Raw genomic sequence first — 15,817 nt, forward strand, 5'->3', positions numbered from 1 at the left:
TCTGGCTCCTTATTCGGCAGGCTGAAGGGCGGGAACGGAGCCGGGCATCGGCTGCTCCTCGCGCTGATATCCGAGGATGGTCATGGTGATGTTCCAGGCCATGATCAGGGCGCCCGAGAGGTACATGGCGCCACCGACGGCGCGCATGACGTAGTAGGGGTGCATGGCTGCGACCGTTTCGGCGAAGGAGTAGACCAGGAAGCCCTGCTCGTCGTACTCACGCCACATCAGGCCCTGCATGATGCCGGACACCCACATGACCGCGGCGTAGACAACGATACCAAGTGTCGCCAGCCAGAAGTGCCAGGTGACCAGCCGCAGCGAGTAGAGCCGTTGCCGGTTCCAGAGCTTCGGCACCATGTAGTAGATCGCGCCGAACGAGATCATGCCGACCCAGCCGAGCGCGCCGGAATGGACGTGACCAATGGTCCAGTCGGTATAGTGGGATAGCGAGTTGACGGCCTTGATCGACATCATCGGTCCTTCAAAGGTCGACATGCCGTAAAAGGCGATCGCCATCACCATCATACGGATGATGGGGTCGGTGCGAAGCTTGTCCCACGCGCCGGACAGCGTCATCAGGCCGTTGATCATGCCGCCCCATGATGGCATCCACAGCATGATCGAGAACACCATGCCGAGCGTCTGCGCCCAATCGGGCAGGGCGGTGTAGTGCAGGTGGTGCGGCCCGGCCCAGATGTAGAGGAAGATGATCGCCCAGAAATGGATGATCGACAGCCGATAGGAATAGACCGGCCGGTTTGCCTGCTTGGGCACGAAGTAATACATCATGCCGAGGAAACCGGCAGTCAGGAAGAAGCCGACGGCGTTGTGTCCATACCACCATTGCGTCAAGGCGTCCTGGACCCCGGAAAAGGCGGAATAACTCTTGGAGCCCAGGAACGAGGCCGGCATCGACAGGTTGTTGATCACATGCAGCATCGCGATGGTCACGATGAAGGAGAGGTAAAACCAGTTGGCGACGTAGATGTGCGGTTCCTTGCGCTTGAAGATCGTGCCGAGGAACAGGATGAGATAGGCGACCCAGACGATGGTCAGCCAGATGTCGACATACCATTCGGGTTCGGCGTATTCGCGGCTCTCGGTGATGCCGAGCAGGTAGCCGGTCGCCGCCATGACGATGAAGAGCTGGTAGCCCCAGAACACAAACCAGGCGAGATCGCCACCGAAGAGCCGGGCGCGACAGGTTCGCTGTACGACATACAATGATGTGCACAAGAGCGCGTTGCCGCCGAAGGCGAAGACGACGCCTGAGGTATGCAGCGGCCGCAAGCGGCCGAAATTGAACCAGGGCTGGATGTTCAGATCGGGGTAGGCAAGCTGCAGCGCGATGACGACGCCGACCAGCATGCCGACGACACCCCAGAACATGGTGGCGATGGCGCCGTAGCGGATTGGACCATCCATGTATGCGGATGGGTCAATCGGAGCGGTCACCTCGAAATTCGTGTTGCGGATGAGGATGGCGACAAAACCAAGCAACACAAAAAACAGCACCCACATATGCTGCCGGAAAGGCTCGTCGACACCGAAGCCGGCCGCGACAAGGGCTGCAAATGTGAACAGGCCCAAAGCGAAGATTTGTGTACCAAACTTCATGACATGTCCCCGACGTCGATTCCGATGCGCGGACGCCAATCCGCGTGACACCAATTCAGCAGTCGGCCCATCGCCGCCTTGATCCATGTCAAAGCCACATCCTTTTGGATTGGGCAGCGTTGGTCGCACAAACGATCAGGAGGCTGTCGTTGAACAGGTTGAAGGAGCTGGGATCGTTGCTGAACGAAACAGGCCGTGAAAATACGGCAGCTCGATCTGGCCGGGAGGCGGTTACGGCGGCGGTGATGAAACGTGCCCATCTGGAAAAGCTGCAGCTCTGCGCCGCGCTGGAAAAAATCGCAGACACGCTGCCCCGAGTCGATCCTTTGGCATGCCTGACTTTGGCGAACGCAATCGTTCCGCTTCTGCGCGACAGCCACGAATACGAAGAATCGGTTATCTTCCCTGCCTACGAGACCGCCCTGGCCAACAATCGTGATTCAGCCCGGCGATTGCGCGCCGAGCATGTCGAGGATGAATGCTTTGCCGCCGAGGTGACCGAGATTCTGCTGGCCATCGGCCATGGCAAGACCATCGACAATGCCGAAGCGGTTGGCTTCATGCTGCGCGGCTTCTTCGAAAGCCTGCGCCGGCATATCGCCTTCGAGCGCGAGCACGTCTTGCCGATGATTGGATCCGACTATTGATCCTAAGCGCCGGAGCGGCGCTGTAGCCGGTTCAGGTTATCGACTGTGACATGCCGATTGTTCTCAATCCGGATCACGCCATCTGATCGCAACCTGGTCAACTGGCGGCTAACTGTCTCGATCGTCAGACCGAGAAAATCGGCGATGTCGGCGCGGGTCAATGGCAGGTCGAAACTTGTCGACTGGGCGGAGGGGTCGAGCGCGGGGTCGATGTTCCTGGCGATCATGAGAAGAAAGCTCGCCACCTTTTCCGAAGCACTCTTGCGGCCCAGCGTCACCATCCAGTCGCGGGCATCATCGAGTTCGTTCAGCGTCTGCTTGAACAGGCGATGCTCCAGTCCCGGCGACTCTTTCATCATCCGTTCAATAGCGGCCTTGGGGAATGAGCACAAGGAGACTGCGGTTGCAGCCTCGGCGTTGATGGCGCTTTCCACCTTGAAGGGCCTGCCCAAAAAATCGGGAGCAAATTGAAGCCCGACAATCTGCTGGCGCCCATCCGAAAGGCTCTTTGTGAGCTTGACCACGCCGGAAAGCACATTCGAGTAACTGTCGACTGTCTCGGCGTCGCCAATCAATTCCACGCCGGGCTCAACCGTATGTTTCGATGAAGTTCTGGCGAGACCCACCAGTTGTTCAGGGCCGAGAGCGCCGCAAACGCCATGGTGGCGCGCCTCGCACGATTGGCAAAGCACGGGAATGCCGGCGCTGTGTACATCCTGACGCACTGTCATCGTGGTCTTCCGCGGGTCCAAAGTCCTGTCACGATATAGCATCGACCCAAGCAAAAGCGCTTGCGGCAGTTTGTCCGCAGCCGATGGGCATTGACCGAAATCAAGGCGCTACTGCCTCTTGTGAGCAACATCGCGCGACACAGCCCGGAGCAGATTAGGACATGCGCCCAGATTTAGTTGCCCGACTTGGCGAGAACGTGCCGCGTTACACGAGTTACCCCACGGCGCCGCATTTTCATCCGGGTGTCGATGCTGCTGTGTGTCGTGGTTGGCTGCAGGCGCTTGGCGAGGATGACGAGATCTCGCTCTATCTGCATATCCCTTATTGCGACAAGCTTTGCTGGTTCTGCGCCTGCCATACGAAGCAGACACGCCACTACGAGCCGGTGACCCAATATCTGCACTCGCTGCATGACGAGATCGCGACCGTTGCCTGTCTTGTCGCAGGCAAGGGCCGCTTGCGTGCCGTTCATTTCGGTGGTGGTTCGCCAACCATGCTCAAACCGCAGGATATCGTTGCACTATCGGAAGTCTTGCGCGATGGATTCACATTTCTTCCCGACGCCAGGATCAGCGTTGAAATCGAACCCAACGACATGGACGAAGCCCGGCTCGACGCACTCGCCGAAATCGGCATGACGAGAGCGAGCCTCGGCGTCCAGGATTTCGATCCCAAGGTCCAGAAGGCCATCAATCGCGAGCAGACCTTCTTGCAAACGAAAGCTGTCGTTGACGGCGTTCGTTCGCGCGGCGTCGAATCGGTCAACTTGGACCTGCTCTATGGCTTGCCGCACCAGACCCGGGAGAGCGTTTCCTCGACGGTCGCACAAGCGTTGACCCTGGAGCCGGATCGGATCGCCCTTTTTGGCTACGCGCATGTGCCGTGGTTCAAAAAACATCAGACAATGATCGACGAGGCCTGGTTGCCAGGTCCGGAAGAGCGGTTTGCCCAATCGCAACTGGCAGCGCGCGCCATCCTTAACCAGGGATACGAAGCAATCGGGCTCGACCATTTCGCCAAACCGGACGATGCGCTGGCGGTTGCCGCGCGTTCGGGAACTTTGCATCGGAACTTTCAGGGCTACACCGAAGATCGCTGCGAGACTTTGATTGGCCTTGGCCCTTCATCCATCAGCCAGTTTCGCCAGGGCTACGTCCAGAACATGCCTTCGACCGCTGAATATGGCCGCATGGTGGGTGAGGGTGGGTTGGCTTCGGTCCGCGGGATTGCCTTTTCCAACGACGACCGCGCTCGCGGGTGGATCATCGAGCGGCTGATGTGCGACTTCGCCTTTTCGGCGATCGACCTAGTTGAGCGCTTCGGCGAAGCCGGCCAAAAGCTTCTCAGCAAGGCAAGCTCGACCGCGCTTCTTGACCCCGCACGCATGCTTGAATTGAACGGCGACCACTTCGTCGTGCCGGTGGAAAGCCGCCCCTTTGTCAGGAGCGTCGCCGCGAAGTTCGACAAATATTTCGAAACCGGCAAGGCCAGGCATTCAGTAGCGGTCTGAACATTGGCCCGGTCAGAAATGCTCGCCGGCCTTGAACGGGCCGATACGAGTGCCTGCCGCGATCAGGTAGGCGGTCGACCAGCCGATTAGCAAGAACCCGTTTACGCCCTCCAGCGCCGCCAGCACACGCCACGCATGGGCAGGCACGATGTCGCCATAGCCGACGGTCGAAAAGGTAATGGTCGAAAAGTACAGTGCGGTTTCGAAGTCGGCGAAGATATCAAGCAACCTATATAGGCCGGCCCAGAGCCAGACCTCTACGGTCATGACCGCAAAGAGGCCCATCACCACGCTGATCATCGCCACGATGCGGCTGCGGCGCCCGTGCATGCGAAACCGCGCGACCAGATACCCCATCGCGTGTGTGACGGCGATCAGACCAAATGTGTGGACGAGAACCGTCAGACTTATGACGACAGTGCCGATGAGTAGATTGAGGATCATGCGCGGAACGTAGCCGCCAAGAGCCCTTCGTCCTTGTGCGAGATCAATCTCAATCCCGACGGAGGTCTGAAAGCGCGGAAGCTCTGGCCAAAAACCGACACTCTGCTCTTTAGACTGAATCTCAGATTTCAGCCATTTCAGCCTTGAGGCAGCGTGCCCAAAGTTTGAAGGTCTGTAATATTGGCCGTACTAATTTGGAAAAAACCACCCAAAAAAGTACGGCGACAATTTCGCTAAGTGTTTGAAATGCATGGTGATCCCGACAGGAATCGAACCTGTGACCTACAGATTAGGAATCTGCCGCTCTATCCTACTGAGCTACGGGACCACGCGGCCAGACACATAGCCGCTTCGGATCGTTTCGCCAAGAGGCCGGCCGAAGGCAATCCGGCCGGCTTTGCGCTGCCGCCGTCAGGCGGCCAGCGCGGTTTCCGCCAGTTTCACCCAGTAACTCATGCCGTGCGGGATGACCTCGTCGTTGAAATCGTAGGCAGGGTTGTGGAGACCGGCGGTGTCGCCATTGCCGATGAAGATGAAGGCGCCGGGGCGGGCTTCGAGCATGTAGGAAAAATCCTCGCCACCCATCACCGGCTGGATGCCGCGGTGGACATGGGCGTCGCCGGCGACACTCATCGCGACATCACCGGCAAACACCGTCTCTTCCGCGTGGTTGAAGGTCACGGGGTAATTTGCCTGGTAGTCGACCTCGATCTTTGCCCCGAATGCGGTCGCCAGCCCGTCGCATATGCTGCGGATGCGCTCTTCGGACTTCTTGGCGATCTCCTTGCGCAGGGTGCGCACGGTGCCGGCGATTTCAGCGGTTTCGGGGATGATGTTGTAGGCGTCACCGGCGTGGAACTTGGTCACCGACACCACCACGGCCTCGACCGGATCGGTGCTGCGCGAGGCGATCGTCTGCAAGGCGCCGACCAGTTGGCTGGTGATGACGATCGGGTCGATCGTGCCGTGCGGCATCGCCGCGTGGCCGCCCTTGCCGCGCACGGTGATGGTGAACTCGGCGGTCGCCGCCATGATCGGGCCCGGGCGAATGGCGAACTGCCCGACAGGCAGGCCCGGCATGTTGTGCATGCCGAACACCCTGGAGATGTCGAAACGCTCCATCATGCCGTCCTTGACCATCTCGTTGCCGCCGCCGCCGCCCTCTTCGGCCGGCTGGAAGATCACCGCCACGGAACCGGTGAAGTTGCGCGTCTCGGCGAGGTATTTGGCCGCGCCCAGCAGCATTGCCGTGTGGCCGTCATGGCCGCAGGCGTGCATCTTGCCGGGGATGGTCGAGGCGTAGGACTTGCCTGTGATCTCGTTGAGCGGCAGCGCGTCCATGTCGGCGCGCAGGCCGATGGTGGGGCCTTCGCCCTGCCGGCCGCGGATGATGCCGACGACGCCGGTCTTGCCGAGGCCGGTGACCACATCGTCACAGCCGAAGGCTTTCAGCTTCTCGGTGACGAAGGCAGCGGTCTTGAAGACGTCGAAGTTCAGTTCTGGCGTCTGGTGCAGATGCTGGCGCCAGCCGGCAACTTCGTCCTGCATTTCGGCGGCACGGTTCAGGATTGGCATGATGGTTCCATCTCGCTGTTGGGACAGGCGGGTGTCGTCCGCTGCCTTGCAATTGTGATCGCCAGGCACTTTGCCATCTTGGCGTCACATAGGGTAAATAGCACCGCAACGATGCGGTCCGGTTTTTGAGGGTCGGACCAATCATGCTGGCGATCGCGTAACGAAATCTTACGGAGCCAGGGGCGACTACGGCAAGAGGCGATTTCGGATTTGATCATGCGGTACAGGCATTTCCTCAAACTATTCTCGGTTGGCACAATCGCGCTGTCGGTCGTGGCCGGGCCGGCGCTGGCCAATCCGGTGGTCGTATTCGATCTCGGCAGCGGCAAGATCCTGCAGCATCAGGACGCGTTCAAGCGCTGGTATCCGGCATCGCTGAGCAAGCTGATGACCGCTTATGTCACCTTTCGGGCGATCGCCGCCGGCGAGGTTCAGCTTGATTCGCCGATCAAGGTGACCAAACACTCCGCCGCCGAGCCGCCAAGCAAGATGGGCTTCAAGCCGGGCTCGGTGATGCGGCTCGACAACGCGCTGAAGATGATGCTGGTCAAATCGGCCAACGACATCGCCATGGCGGTGGGCGAAAATGTCGGAGGTTCGCAGGCGGCCTTTGCCGACCGGATGAACGCCGAAGCGACCCGGCTCGGCATGAACGGCACGCATTTCGTCAATCCGAACGGGCTCTATTCGCCGGATCAGTACACGACGGCGCGCGACCTCGCCGTGCTGGTGATGGCGATCCGCCGCGAATTTCCGCAATATGCGCCGTGGTTCTCGATCGAAGGCCTTGCCGTCGGCAAGAAGGCTATCCCCAACTACAATCTCTTGATTGGCCGTTATCCCGGCGCCGATGGCATGAAGACCGGCTTTGTCTGCCCTTCCGGCTTCAACATGATCGGTTCGGCGACCCGCAACGGGCGCACGCTGGTCGCGGTGGTGCTTGGCGAGAAATCGGCGGTCACACGTGCCGAGACCGCGGCAAAACTGCTCGATCAGGGTTTTGACGCGCCTGCCGCCGGCTCGGCCACCGTCACCACGCTGGCGCCCTATGGCGACACGGTCTCGCCCAACGACATGAAGGACGAGGTCTGCAAGAAGAAGACGCCGCAGGAGCAGTCGGAGGCGCCGCCGGTCGTCGCCAAGGACGTGCCGAAATCGCCCTATCAGGAAAAGCTCGACCATGTGCCAACGCTGGTTGCCGTCGGCCTTGGCGGCGCCACCGGTCCGGCGCCGAAGGCCATCCTCGACCGGGGCGGTCAGGAATATGCCGATGTGCCGATCCCGAGCTGGCGGCCCGACAGGCCGGCACCGGCCGGCGCAGGCCCGAAGATTGCCGGCTCCGCCGCGCAGGGCGACCAGCCGGCCAAGGTTGCGAACTAGCCAATGGGCAGCGGCTTCCCGATCCCCGTCTCGGTGCTGACCGGCTTCCTCGGCGCCGGCAAGACGACGCTGCTCAACCGGCTGCTCAAGGATCCGGCGCTGGCCGACACGGCGGTGATCATCAACGAGTTCGGCGAGGTGGCGATCGACCATTTGCTGGTCGAGCAGTCTTCCGACGGCATCATCCAGCTTTCGGACGGCTGCCTGTGCTGCACGGTGCGCGGCGAACTGGTCGATACGCTGGCCGACCTGGTCGACCGGCTGCAGACCGGCCGCATCGCCCGTCTGGCCCGCGTCATCGTCGAGACCACCGGCCTTGCCGACCCGGCGCCGGTGCTGCAGTCGATCATGGCCCATCCGGCGCTGATCCAGGCCTTCCGGCTCGACGGCGTCATCACGCTGGTCGATGCCGTCAACGGCAACGCCACGCTCGACGCCCATGTCGAGGCGGTCAAGCAGGCTGCCGTCGCCGATCGCATCGTGCTCAGCAAAGCCGATCTGGTCGTCGATCCCAATGAGTTGGAAATGCTTCGGGCGCGCCTGCGGCAGATCAATCCGGGCGCCGAACTGCTCGATGCCGGCGACACGGGGACAGGCGTGGCGGCGCTGTTTGATTGCGGCCTCTACAACCCGGCAACCAAATCCGCCGATGTGCGGCGCTGGCTGGGCGAGGAAGCCGATCATGATCATCACCATCATGATCATGATCACCATGATGGGCATGATCACGAACATGGCCATGACCACGGTCATCGCCACGATTCGCGGGTGCGTTCCTATTCGCTGGTGCATGACGGCCCGGTGCCGTTTTCGGCGATCGAGATGTTCCTCGACCTGCTGCGCTCGACACATGGCGAGCGCCTGCTGCGCATGAAGGGCGTCATCGAGCTCAGGGAAGACCCGTCGCGGCCTTTGGTGATCCATGGCGTGCAGAAGATCCTGCATCCGCCGGTGCAATTGCCGTCCTGGCCAGATGGCCAGCGCGGCACGCGGCTGGTGCTGATCACGCTCGATATGCCCGAAGATTATATCCGCAGGCTGTTCGCCGCCTTCACCAACCGGCCGTCGATCGACACGCCCGATCGCGCCGCGCTGGAAAACAACCCGCTGGCGATTGCCGGGCGGTAGCTCCCACGATTACGGCGCGCCGCGCTCGACCAGGAATCGATGGCCGCCGGAGACCGCCGCCGTTTCAATCAACTGGTGGCCGCTCTCCGAACAGAATGCCGGAATGTCGATGACGGCCAGCGGGTCGGTGGTCTCCAGCCAGAGCCGGCTGCCCGGTTGCATCCCCGCCAGGCGCTTCTTGGCCTTGAGCACGGGCAAGGGGCAGTTCAGCCCCTTGAGGTCATAAATAGCGGCGCGATCATCCACGGGCGAAATCAACCGCCGAACATGCCGAGCAGCTTGTTCTTCAGCTTCGTCACGCGGCTCTCGTCGGCACTCGCCGCCTGCGTCTCAGCCATCGGTGCCGCTTCCGAAGGGGCCGCGATGGTCGCGGTGGCGACGGGGGCTTCCTTGGCGGCCTTTTCGGCCTCCTTTTCGGCCAGAGCCTGAGCCTTGGCGGCTTCCTTGGCTTGCTTGGCCGCCTCTATGGCAGCGAGCCTCTGCTCCTCGGCCTTCTGCTTGGCCGCCTTTTCGGCATCGAGGGCCGCCATCTTGCGGCCAGCGGGCGAATCGATGCGACCCATGCGTGCCGTCTCGGTGACCGAGCCGTCATTGTTGAGCGACGGCGGATCGATCGGCACGCGTTCGCCGCGTGCGCGGCGCTTGGACCAGTCGGAGACGATGCTGGCTTCCTTGATACCGGCAATGGTCGGCTTGGGCGCCGGCACGCTGGCCTTGACCGCGCCGCTGAACGCAGCGTCGTAGGTGCTCATGTAGGAGTTGTAGGCACTCTTCAGCGAATCAGGCTGCGTCGTCGCCGGGCAGGCGCCGGCCGGATCGAATGTCTGACCGTCGGCGGCAACCTGGTTGAAGACATAACGCTTCTCGCAGACATCGACCTTCGGCGGCACCTTGGTGATCTCGAAATTGTCGTAGCCGACCTTCAGCATCTTCCAGAAGTCGTAATTCGGGTCGTTGCGGTAGCGCGCCATGTTGGCGGCGGTCATGCGGAACGGAAACGCCTGGATCTGGAACTCGGTCTGGCCGCCCTGGAAGGCGTCGCGGCCAAAGGCATAGATCTGCTCGATCTGCGCATCGGTCATCGAATAGCAGCCCGAAGACGAACAGGCGCCGTGCACCATCAAATTGGAGCCGGTACGGCCATTGGCGCGGTCATAGGCGTTGGGATAGCCGATGTTGAAGGACAAATGGTAGTTCGAGCGCGGATTCATCTGCGCCGGGCGCACCGTGTAGAAGCCTTCCGGCGCCTGGCGGTCGCCTTCGGTGTATTTCGGCCCGAGCTTGCCCGACCATTTGCAGATGTCGTAGCTGGCGACCATGTCGTAGCGGCCGTTGGTCTTGGCCTTCCAGATCTCGAGCTTGCCTTCTTCCTTGAAGATGCGGGCCATCACCGACGAGGTGCGGACCATGCCCTTGGCTCTCATGTCGGCGAGGATCTTGTCGGGCAGCGGCTTGTTGGCCTCCGGGGCAAAATCCTTCATCGACGAATTGTTGCAGCCGGCAACGCCGAGGGCAGCGATCAGGATTCCGGTGCGGGCAAGCTTGACAAACATGGCTACGGATATCGTCTTTTCTCTGGCGCCAGGACGCTTCCTGCCCCGGCTGCTACACTGCGCATCGACGGACCCTAAGCCCGTTAACCCTAATAAATTCCTTACCGCAAGTGCCGACGCATCCCCCTGCGGCAGTCTCATTGAGCCGAATGCAGCGGCATTTTTGTGGCAAAAATGCTCCGCCCCGCCACATTGTTGCGGCCAAGGCTGCCTGTGGTCAGAGACTGCGGCCCATGGCCAGGTATTTTTCGCGGCGCTGCTCGCGGAAATCGGTGTTGGCGCCGGCAAAATCCTTCATCGTCCTGGCGATGAGGTCTCCGGTCGCGGCGATCACCGTTTCGGCGCCGCGATGCGCACCGCCGAGCGGCTCGGGGATGATGGCGTCGATGATCTTTAATTCAAAAAGATCCTGCGCGGTGATCTTCATGTTGGTCGCCGCGTCCTTCGATCGCGTTGTGTCGCGCCACAGGATCGAGGCGGCCCCTTCCGGCGAAATCACCGAATAGATGGCGTGTTCGAGCATGTAGACGCGGTTGGCGGTGGCGATGGCAATGGCGCCGCCCGAACCGCCTTCGCCGATGACCACCGAGATCGACGGCACTTTCAGGCCGAGACAGGTCGAGGTTGAACGGGCGATAGCCTCCGCCTGGCCGCGCTCCTCGGCGTTGACACCGGGATAGGCGCCGGCCGTGTCGACCAGCGTCAGCAGCGGGATCTTGAAGCGGTCGGCCAGTTCCATCAGCCGTACCGCCTTGCGGTAGCCCTCCGGGCGAACCGATCCGAAATTGTGTTTCAGGCGGCTGGCTGTGTCGGAACCTTTTTCCTGGCCGATGATGGCAATGGGTTCGCCGCGGAAACGGGCGAAACCGCCGACGATCGCCTGGTCCTCACCGAAATTGCGGTCGCCGGCCAGCGGCGTGAAATCGGTGAACAGGCCCTTGATATAGTCGACGCAATGCGGCCTGTCTGGATGGCGAGCCACCTGCACCTTCTGCCACGGCGTCAGCGCCTTGTAGGCGTCGCGCAGCGCGTCGCGGGAGCGCTTCTCAAGACGGCTGATCTCGTCGCCGACATCGACCGCCTCGCCATTCTCGGCAAGCTTCTTCAGCTCGAGGATCTTGCCCTCGAGGTCCTGCACCGGCTTTTCGAAATCGAGGTAATTATACATGCGTGAGCGGACCGATACGTCGGAAGGCAGTGGCTGACGGAACCCTTGAATCCAAGGCTCCGGGCGGTGAAATGTCGTCCTCACATAGCGATATGAGGCCTAGTCGGCAAGCGGATGATGATCGTTGACCAGCCGCACCAGCCGCTCTTCCAGCACATGGGTGTAAATCTGTGTCGTCGATATGTCGGCATGGCCAAGCAATTGCTGCACGGCCCGGAGATCGGCGCCGTTCTGCAGGAGATGGCTGGCGAAAGCATGGCGCAGCACGTGCGGCGAGATCTTCGCCGAGGCGATGCCGGCCCTTGCCGCCAGCCCTTTCAGGTCACGCGCGAAGACCTGGCGCGAGAGATAGCCGCTGTCGGAGGCGGCCGGAAACAGGAACGGACTGTCGGCAAAGGCGGGCACCCTGGCGCGGGCGGCAAGCCAGGTCTTCATCGCCGTGCGTGCCTTGGCCGAGAGTGGCACCATGCGCTCCTTGTCGCCCTTGCCGCGCACCATGAAGAAACGGTCGTCGCGCTGCGCCACCGTCACCGGCAGGCCGACCAGCTCGGAAACGCGCAGGCCGGTGGCGTAAAGCACCTCGACCAGCGCATGCAGGCGCAGTGACGCCAGACTGTCCCCATCGTCCGACGAGGCATCGCCGGCCTCAAGCGCCGCACGGTCGATCAGCCGGCCGGTGTCCGCCTCGCTCATCGTCTTGGGCAGCGGGCGGCCCTTTCTTGGACTGTCCAGCGTGCCGGTCGGGTCATCGCCGCGCAGGCCTTCGGCGTAGAGGAATTTGAAGAACTGGCGGATCGCCGACAGTTTGCGCGCCTGCGACGTGGCGGCAAAGCCGCGGGCGGCAATGTCGTCGAGATAGGTGCGGATATCGGCGGCGGCGGCACCAGCCAGCCCGCCATCGATCGCGCCAGAAGCGTCCTCGAGGTCGCGGCGGTAGGAGGAAAGCGTATTTTCAGCCGCGCCCCGCTCGGCGCTCAGCATTTCCAGAAAGGCTTCGATGCGGGCGGCGCTGTTCATTCAACTTTTCTTCGGGTTCAGCTTTTCTTGGGGTTCAGCTTTTCCGGAGGGATGCGCACGCTCATTTCGCCCTTCTTTGGCTCGACGAACATCACCAGTGCGAACATCGCACCATAGGCAATACCTGCCAGAATCGCTGTTACCACGACAAAGCGAAACAGTGTCGGCATCAATTTTCGCCCGTCTTCTTGTTCTGCGTTTCCAAACCCTGTCCCCTTATGGGACGCCAATCCGGCCAATTCAAGGAAGAAGCGGAGGCCTGTTAGCAACTTCTGATGCAGACCCTGCTGGTCCATGTCGGGTTCAAGGCGCTTGCCACGCTTGACGCAAACGGGCTTTTCATGTCGATACGCCGGCAAAGAGGGCCTTCGAAACATCCGATGAACGCGTTGCCAGCAAATCCTCCAGACGAGACCTACGCCGCGTTGCTTGGCCGGCTGGGCAGCCGTTCCGTCGTCTTCGTCGGATTGATGGGTGCCGGCAAGACGGCGATCGGCCGCAAGGTGGCGACGATGCTGGCGCTGCCCTTCATCGACAGCGACCAAGAGATCGAAAGCGTCTCGCGCATGACCGTTCCGGAGCTGTTCGAGCGCTATGGCGAGACCGAATTCCGGGCGCTGGAGCAGCGCGTCATCCTGCGCGTGCTGGAAAACGGCCCGCAGGTGCTGTCGACCGGCGGCGGCGCCTTCATGAATGCGCAGACGCGCGAGGCGATTGCAGCGCAGGGCGTGTCGGTATGGCTGAAGGCCGAGCTCGATCTTCTGATGGACCGCGTCTCCAAGAAACAGAACCGGCCGCTCCTGAAAAGCGACGACCCCCGCGCCGTGCTGGAGCGGCTGATGGGCGAGCGCTATCCGGTCTACGCGACATCCGACGTCACAGTGCCGACCCGCGATGATCGCAAGGAAGTCATCGCGACCGAAGTGGTGGACGCGCTGTGCCGGCATTTCGGCATCGATGAGGCGGCTGCGACGGGCGAGGTGGAATCGTGAGCATCGAGGCACCCGTCGTCGTCGAAGTCGGCCTTGGCGATCGGACCTATGACATTCTGATCGGCTCGGGATTGTTGTCCCGCGCGGGCGCCGAGATATCGGGTCGCCTGCCGGGCACACGCGCCGCGGTCGTCACCGACGCCAATGTCGCGGCAGCGCATCTCGATGCGCTCAAGGCCGGGCTCGACACGGGTGGCATCCAGCCCGCCATCATCACGCTGCCGCCCGGCGAGAAGACCAAGAGTTTTGCCCATCTCGAGGAAGTGGTCGACGGTGTTCTGGCTGCGAAACTGGAGCGCGGCGACATCGTCATCGCCTTCGGTGGCGGCGTTATTGGCGACCTTGCGGGCTTTGCCGCCGGCATCGTGCGGCGCGGCATGAATTTCGTGCAGATCCCGACCTCGCTGCTGGCGCAGGTCGATTCCTCGGTCGGCGGCAAGACCGGCATCAACAGCCCACGCGGCAAGAACCTCGTCGGCGTCTTCCATCAGCCGAAACTGGTGCTGGCCGACACCGGAGTGCTCGACACGCTGCCGATCCGCGAATTCCGCGCCGGCTATGCCGAACTCGCCAAATACGGGCTCATCGACCGGCCAGAATTTTTCACCTGGCTGGAAAAGAATTGGGCCCAGGTTTTTGCCTGCGGGCCGGAGAGGACGCAGGCGATCGCCGAAGCCTGCCGCGCCAAGGCCGACGTGGTTGCGCGCGACGAGTTCGAGACCGGCGACCGCGCGCTGCTCAATCTCGGCCACACATTCGGCCACGCGCTGGAAGCCGCCACCCAATATGACGGAAGCCGCCTCGTCCATGGCGAAGGCGTCGCCATCGGCATGGCGCTGGCCTACCGGTTCTCGTCGCGGCTCAATCTGGCCAGCCCCGACGATGCCGCGCGCGTCGAGGCGCATCTGCGCGCCGTCGGCCTGCCCTGGCGGATAGCCGACATATCGGGCGATCTGCCTGACGCCGAGGCGCTGCTGGCATTTATCACCCAGGACAAGAAGGTGTCGCGCGGCGCGCTGACCTTCATCCTGACGCGCGGCGTCGGCCAAGCTTTCATTGCCAAGGATGTTCCGGCATCGGAAGTGCTGTCGTTTCTGACAGAAAACCATCCGGACCAGCAGAAAATGCGGCCGAGATGACCAACGAGCCCGGCTGGATCGTCGTTGCCGTCCTTGCCATCCTCATCGTGCTGCTCGTTGCCGTGCGCACGCGCCTGCTTGCCATGTTCGGATACGAGCTTTCGCGCATCGAGCCGCAGCGTTCCAGCCAGGACGAATTGCGCGGCGCGGTCGATGATTTCCGCCGCGACGGCCAGGTGGTGCGCGAGGATCGCGACCGCGTCGGCGGCCTGTTCGATCTCGCCGAGCTCGAAGTCTCCGACATCATGGTCCACCGCACCAATATGCGCTCGGTCAATGCCGACAATGCGCCGGAAGCGGTGGTGCGCGAGATTTTGCAAAGCCCGCACACCCGCATGCCGCTGTGGAAAGGCTCGCTCGACAACATCGTCGGCGTGCTGCATGCAAAGGATCTGCTGCGCGCCTTGAACGAAGTCGGCAACGACTTCTCCAGGATCGATGTGATGAAGATCGCCTCGAAACCATGGTTCGTGCCCGACACCACGACCTTGCAGGAACAACTCAACGCCTTCCTTCGCCGCAAGGCGCATTTCGCCGTCGTGGTCGACGAATATGGCGAGGTCGAAGGGCTGGTGACGCTGGAGGACATTATCGAGGAGATCGTCGGCGAGATCGCTGACGAGCATGATGTCGACATACAGGGCGTCAAGCAGGAGGCCGACGGCTCCGTGGTCGTCGACGGTACGGTGCCCATCCGTGATCTCAACCGGGCTCTCGACTGGAACCTGCCGGATGAGGAGGCCACCACCATTGCCGGCCTCGTCATCCACGAGACGCAATCGATCCCCGAGGAGAAGCAGGCTTTTACGTTCCACGGCAAGCGCTTCATCGTCATGAAACGCGACAAGAACCGGATCGCAAGGCTGAGGATCAGGCCAGCCGGCGACACCTGATACGTGCAGGGAGGCCGGG

General features: G+C 62.0%; 16 protein-coding genes and 1 tRNA gene. 7 read left to right on the forward strand and 10 right to left on the reverse strand.

Going from position 1 to position 15,817, the window contains the following annotated elements; all coding sequences use genetic code 11:
• Positions 1-9: 9 nt before the first annotated feature.
• A complete protein-coding gene (ccoN, locus tag AC0L24_RS21665) occupies positions 10-1,620 on the reverse strand; it encodes a cytochrome-c oxidase, cbb3-type subunit I (RefSeq protein ID WP_127809173.1) in 1,611 nt (536 codons plus the stop codon).
• 245 nt (positions 1,621-1,865) lie between these two features.
• Here ccoN and AC0L24_RS21670 point away from each other — a divergent pair, with 245 nt between their 5' ends.
• Positions 1,866-2,267 carry a hemerythrin domain-containing protein gene (locus AC0L24_RS21670; RefSeq protein WP_127811337.1) on the forward strand — a complete coding sequence of 134 codons (402 nt, stop codon included), beginning with the start codon at positions 1,866-1,868 and terminating at the stop codon, positions 2,265-2,267.
• Positions 2,268-2,269: 2 nt separating this feature from the next.
• Here the strand turns inward: AC0L24_RS21670 and AC0L24_RS21675 are convergent, their stop codons facing one another.
• Positions 2,270-2,998, reverse strand: a complete 729-nt coding sequence (locus AC0L24_RS21675) for a Crp/Fnr family transcriptional regulator (protein ID WP_127809174.1) — start codon at positions 2,996-2,998, stop codon at positions 2,270-2,272.
• A 161-nt stretch (positions 2,999-3,159) separates the two neighbouring features.
• On the opposite strand from AC0L24_RS21675, the gene hemN reads away from it, so the two are divergent.
• Complete coding sequence (hemN, locus tag AC0L24_RS21680) at positions 3,160-4,509, forward strand: oxygen-independent coproporphyrinogen III oxidase (RefSeq protein WP_127396559.1); 1,350 nt, start codon at positions 3,160-3,162, stop codon at positions 4,507-4,509.
• A gap of 12 nt (positions 4,510-4,521) precedes the next feature.
• On the opposite strand, the gene AC0L24_RS21685 is transcribed toward hemN, so the two are convergent.
• From AC0L24_RS21685 to AC0L24_RS21695, 3 genes are all read right to left on the reverse strand, one after another.
• Positions 4,522-4,953 carry a potassium channel family protein gene (locus AC0L24_RS21685; RefSeq protein WP_127396560.1) on the reverse strand — a complete coding sequence of 144 codons (432 nt, stop codon included), beginning with the start codon at positions 4,951-4,953 and terminating at the stop codon, positions 4,522-4,524.
• Between the two features lie 251 nt (positions 4,954-5,204).
• Positions 5,205-5,281 (reverse strand) — tRNA-Arg (locus AC0L24_RS21690).
• 83 nt (positions 5,282-5,364) lie between these two features.
• On the reverse strand, positions 5,365-6,528 hold the full coding sequence (locus AC0L24_RS21695; RefSeq protein ID WP_127329985.1) for a M20 aminoacylase family protein: 1,164 nt from the start codon (positions 6,526-6,528) through the stop codon (positions 5,365-5,367).
• A gap of 216 nt (positions 6,529-6,744) precedes the next feature.
• On the opposite strand from AC0L24_RS21695, the gene AC0L24_RS21700 reads away from it, so the two are divergent.
• Both AC0L24_RS21700 and AC0L24_RS21705 read left to right on the forward strand, forming a co-directional pair.
• Complete coding sequence (locus AC0L24_RS21700) at positions 6,745-7,908, forward strand: D-alanyl-D-alanine carboxypeptidase family protein (RefSeq protein ID WP_127266676.1); 1,164 nt, start codon at positions 6,745-6,747, stop codon at positions 7,906-7,908.
• A gap of 3 nt (positions 7,909-7,911) precedes the next feature.
• Positions 7,912-9,036 (forward strand): CobW family GTP-binding protein, encoded by a 1,125-nt coding sequence (locus AC0L24_RS21705; protein ID WP_473564142.1) that lies wholly within the window; start codon positions 7,912-7,914, stop codon positions 9,034-9,036.
• Between the two features lie 9 nt (positions 9,037-9,045).
• On the opposite strand, the gene AC0L24_RS21710 is transcribed toward AC0L24_RS21705, so the two are convergent.
• From AC0L24_RS21710 to AC0L24_RS21730, 5 genes are all read right to left on the reverse strand, one after another.
• Positions 9,046-9,282, reverse strand: coding sequence for a sulfurtransferase TusA family protein (locus AC0L24_RS21710; RefSeq protein ID WP_164761850.1), 237 nt, complete (start codon positions 9,280-9,282; stop codon positions 9,046-9,048).
• Between the two features lie 8 nt (positions 9,283-9,290).
• Positions 9,291-10,589, reverse strand: coding sequence for a L,D-transpeptidase family protein (locus AC0L24_RS21715; RefSeq protein ID WP_128288227.1), 1,299 nt, complete (start codon positions 10,587-10,589; stop codon positions 9,291-9,293).
• Positions 10,590-10,806: 217 nt separating this feature from the next.
• On the reverse strand, positions 10,807-11,757 hold the full coding sequence (locus AC0L24_RS21720; protein ID WP_027038080.1) for an acetyl-CoA carboxylase carboxyltransferase subunit alpha: 951 nt from the start codon (positions 11,755-11,757) through the stop codon (positions 10,807-10,809).
• A gap of 99 nt (positions 11,758-11,856) precedes the next feature.
• Entirely contained in the window at positions 11,857-12,774 is a 918-nt protein-coding gene (locus tag AC0L24_RS21725; protein WP_473564143.1) for a site-specific tyrosine recombinase XerD, read from the reverse strand.
• Between the two features lie 17 nt (positions 12,775-12,791).
• Positions 12,792-12,944: a histidine kinase gene (locus AC0L24_RS21730; protein WP_127266685.1), complete on the reverse strand. Its 153-nt coding sequence runs from the start codon at positions 12,942-12,944 to the stop codon at positions 12,792-12,794.
• Between the two features lie 210 nt (positions 12,945-13,154).
• On the opposite strand from AC0L24_RS21730, the gene AC0L24_RS21735 reads away from it, so the two are divergent.
• The 3 genes from AC0L24_RS21735 to AC0L24_RS21745 are packed head-to-tail and all read left to right on the forward strand — an operon-like array spanning position 13,155 to position 15,798.
• The gene (locus AC0L24_RS21735) at positions 13,155-13,766 is read left to right on the forward strand and encodes a shikimate kinase (RefSeq protein ID WP_127809177.1); all 612 of its coding nucleotides are present in this window, start codon (positions 13,155-13,157) and stop codon (positions 13,764-13,766) included.
• The gene (gene aroB, locus AC0L24_RS21740; protein ID WP_127809178.1) at positions 13,763-14,905 is read left to right on the forward strand and encodes a 3-dehydroquinate synthase; all 1,143 of its coding nucleotides are present in this window, start codon (positions 13,763-13,765) and stop codon (positions 14,903-14,905) included. Before AC0L24_RS21735 ends, aroB begins: the two co-directional genes overlap by 4 nt.
• Positions 14,902-15,798: an HlyC/CorC family transporter gene (locus AC0L24_RS21745; protein ID WP_127396955.1), complete on the forward strand. Its 897-nt coding sequence runs from the start codon at positions 14,902-14,904 to the stop codon at positions 15,796-15,798. Before aroB ends, AC0L24_RS21745 begins: the two co-directional genes overlap by 4 nt.
• Positions 15,799-15,817 lie beyond the last annotated feature (19 nt).

It is taken from the genome of Mesorhizobium sp. WSM4809 (genome assembly GCF_055811655.1).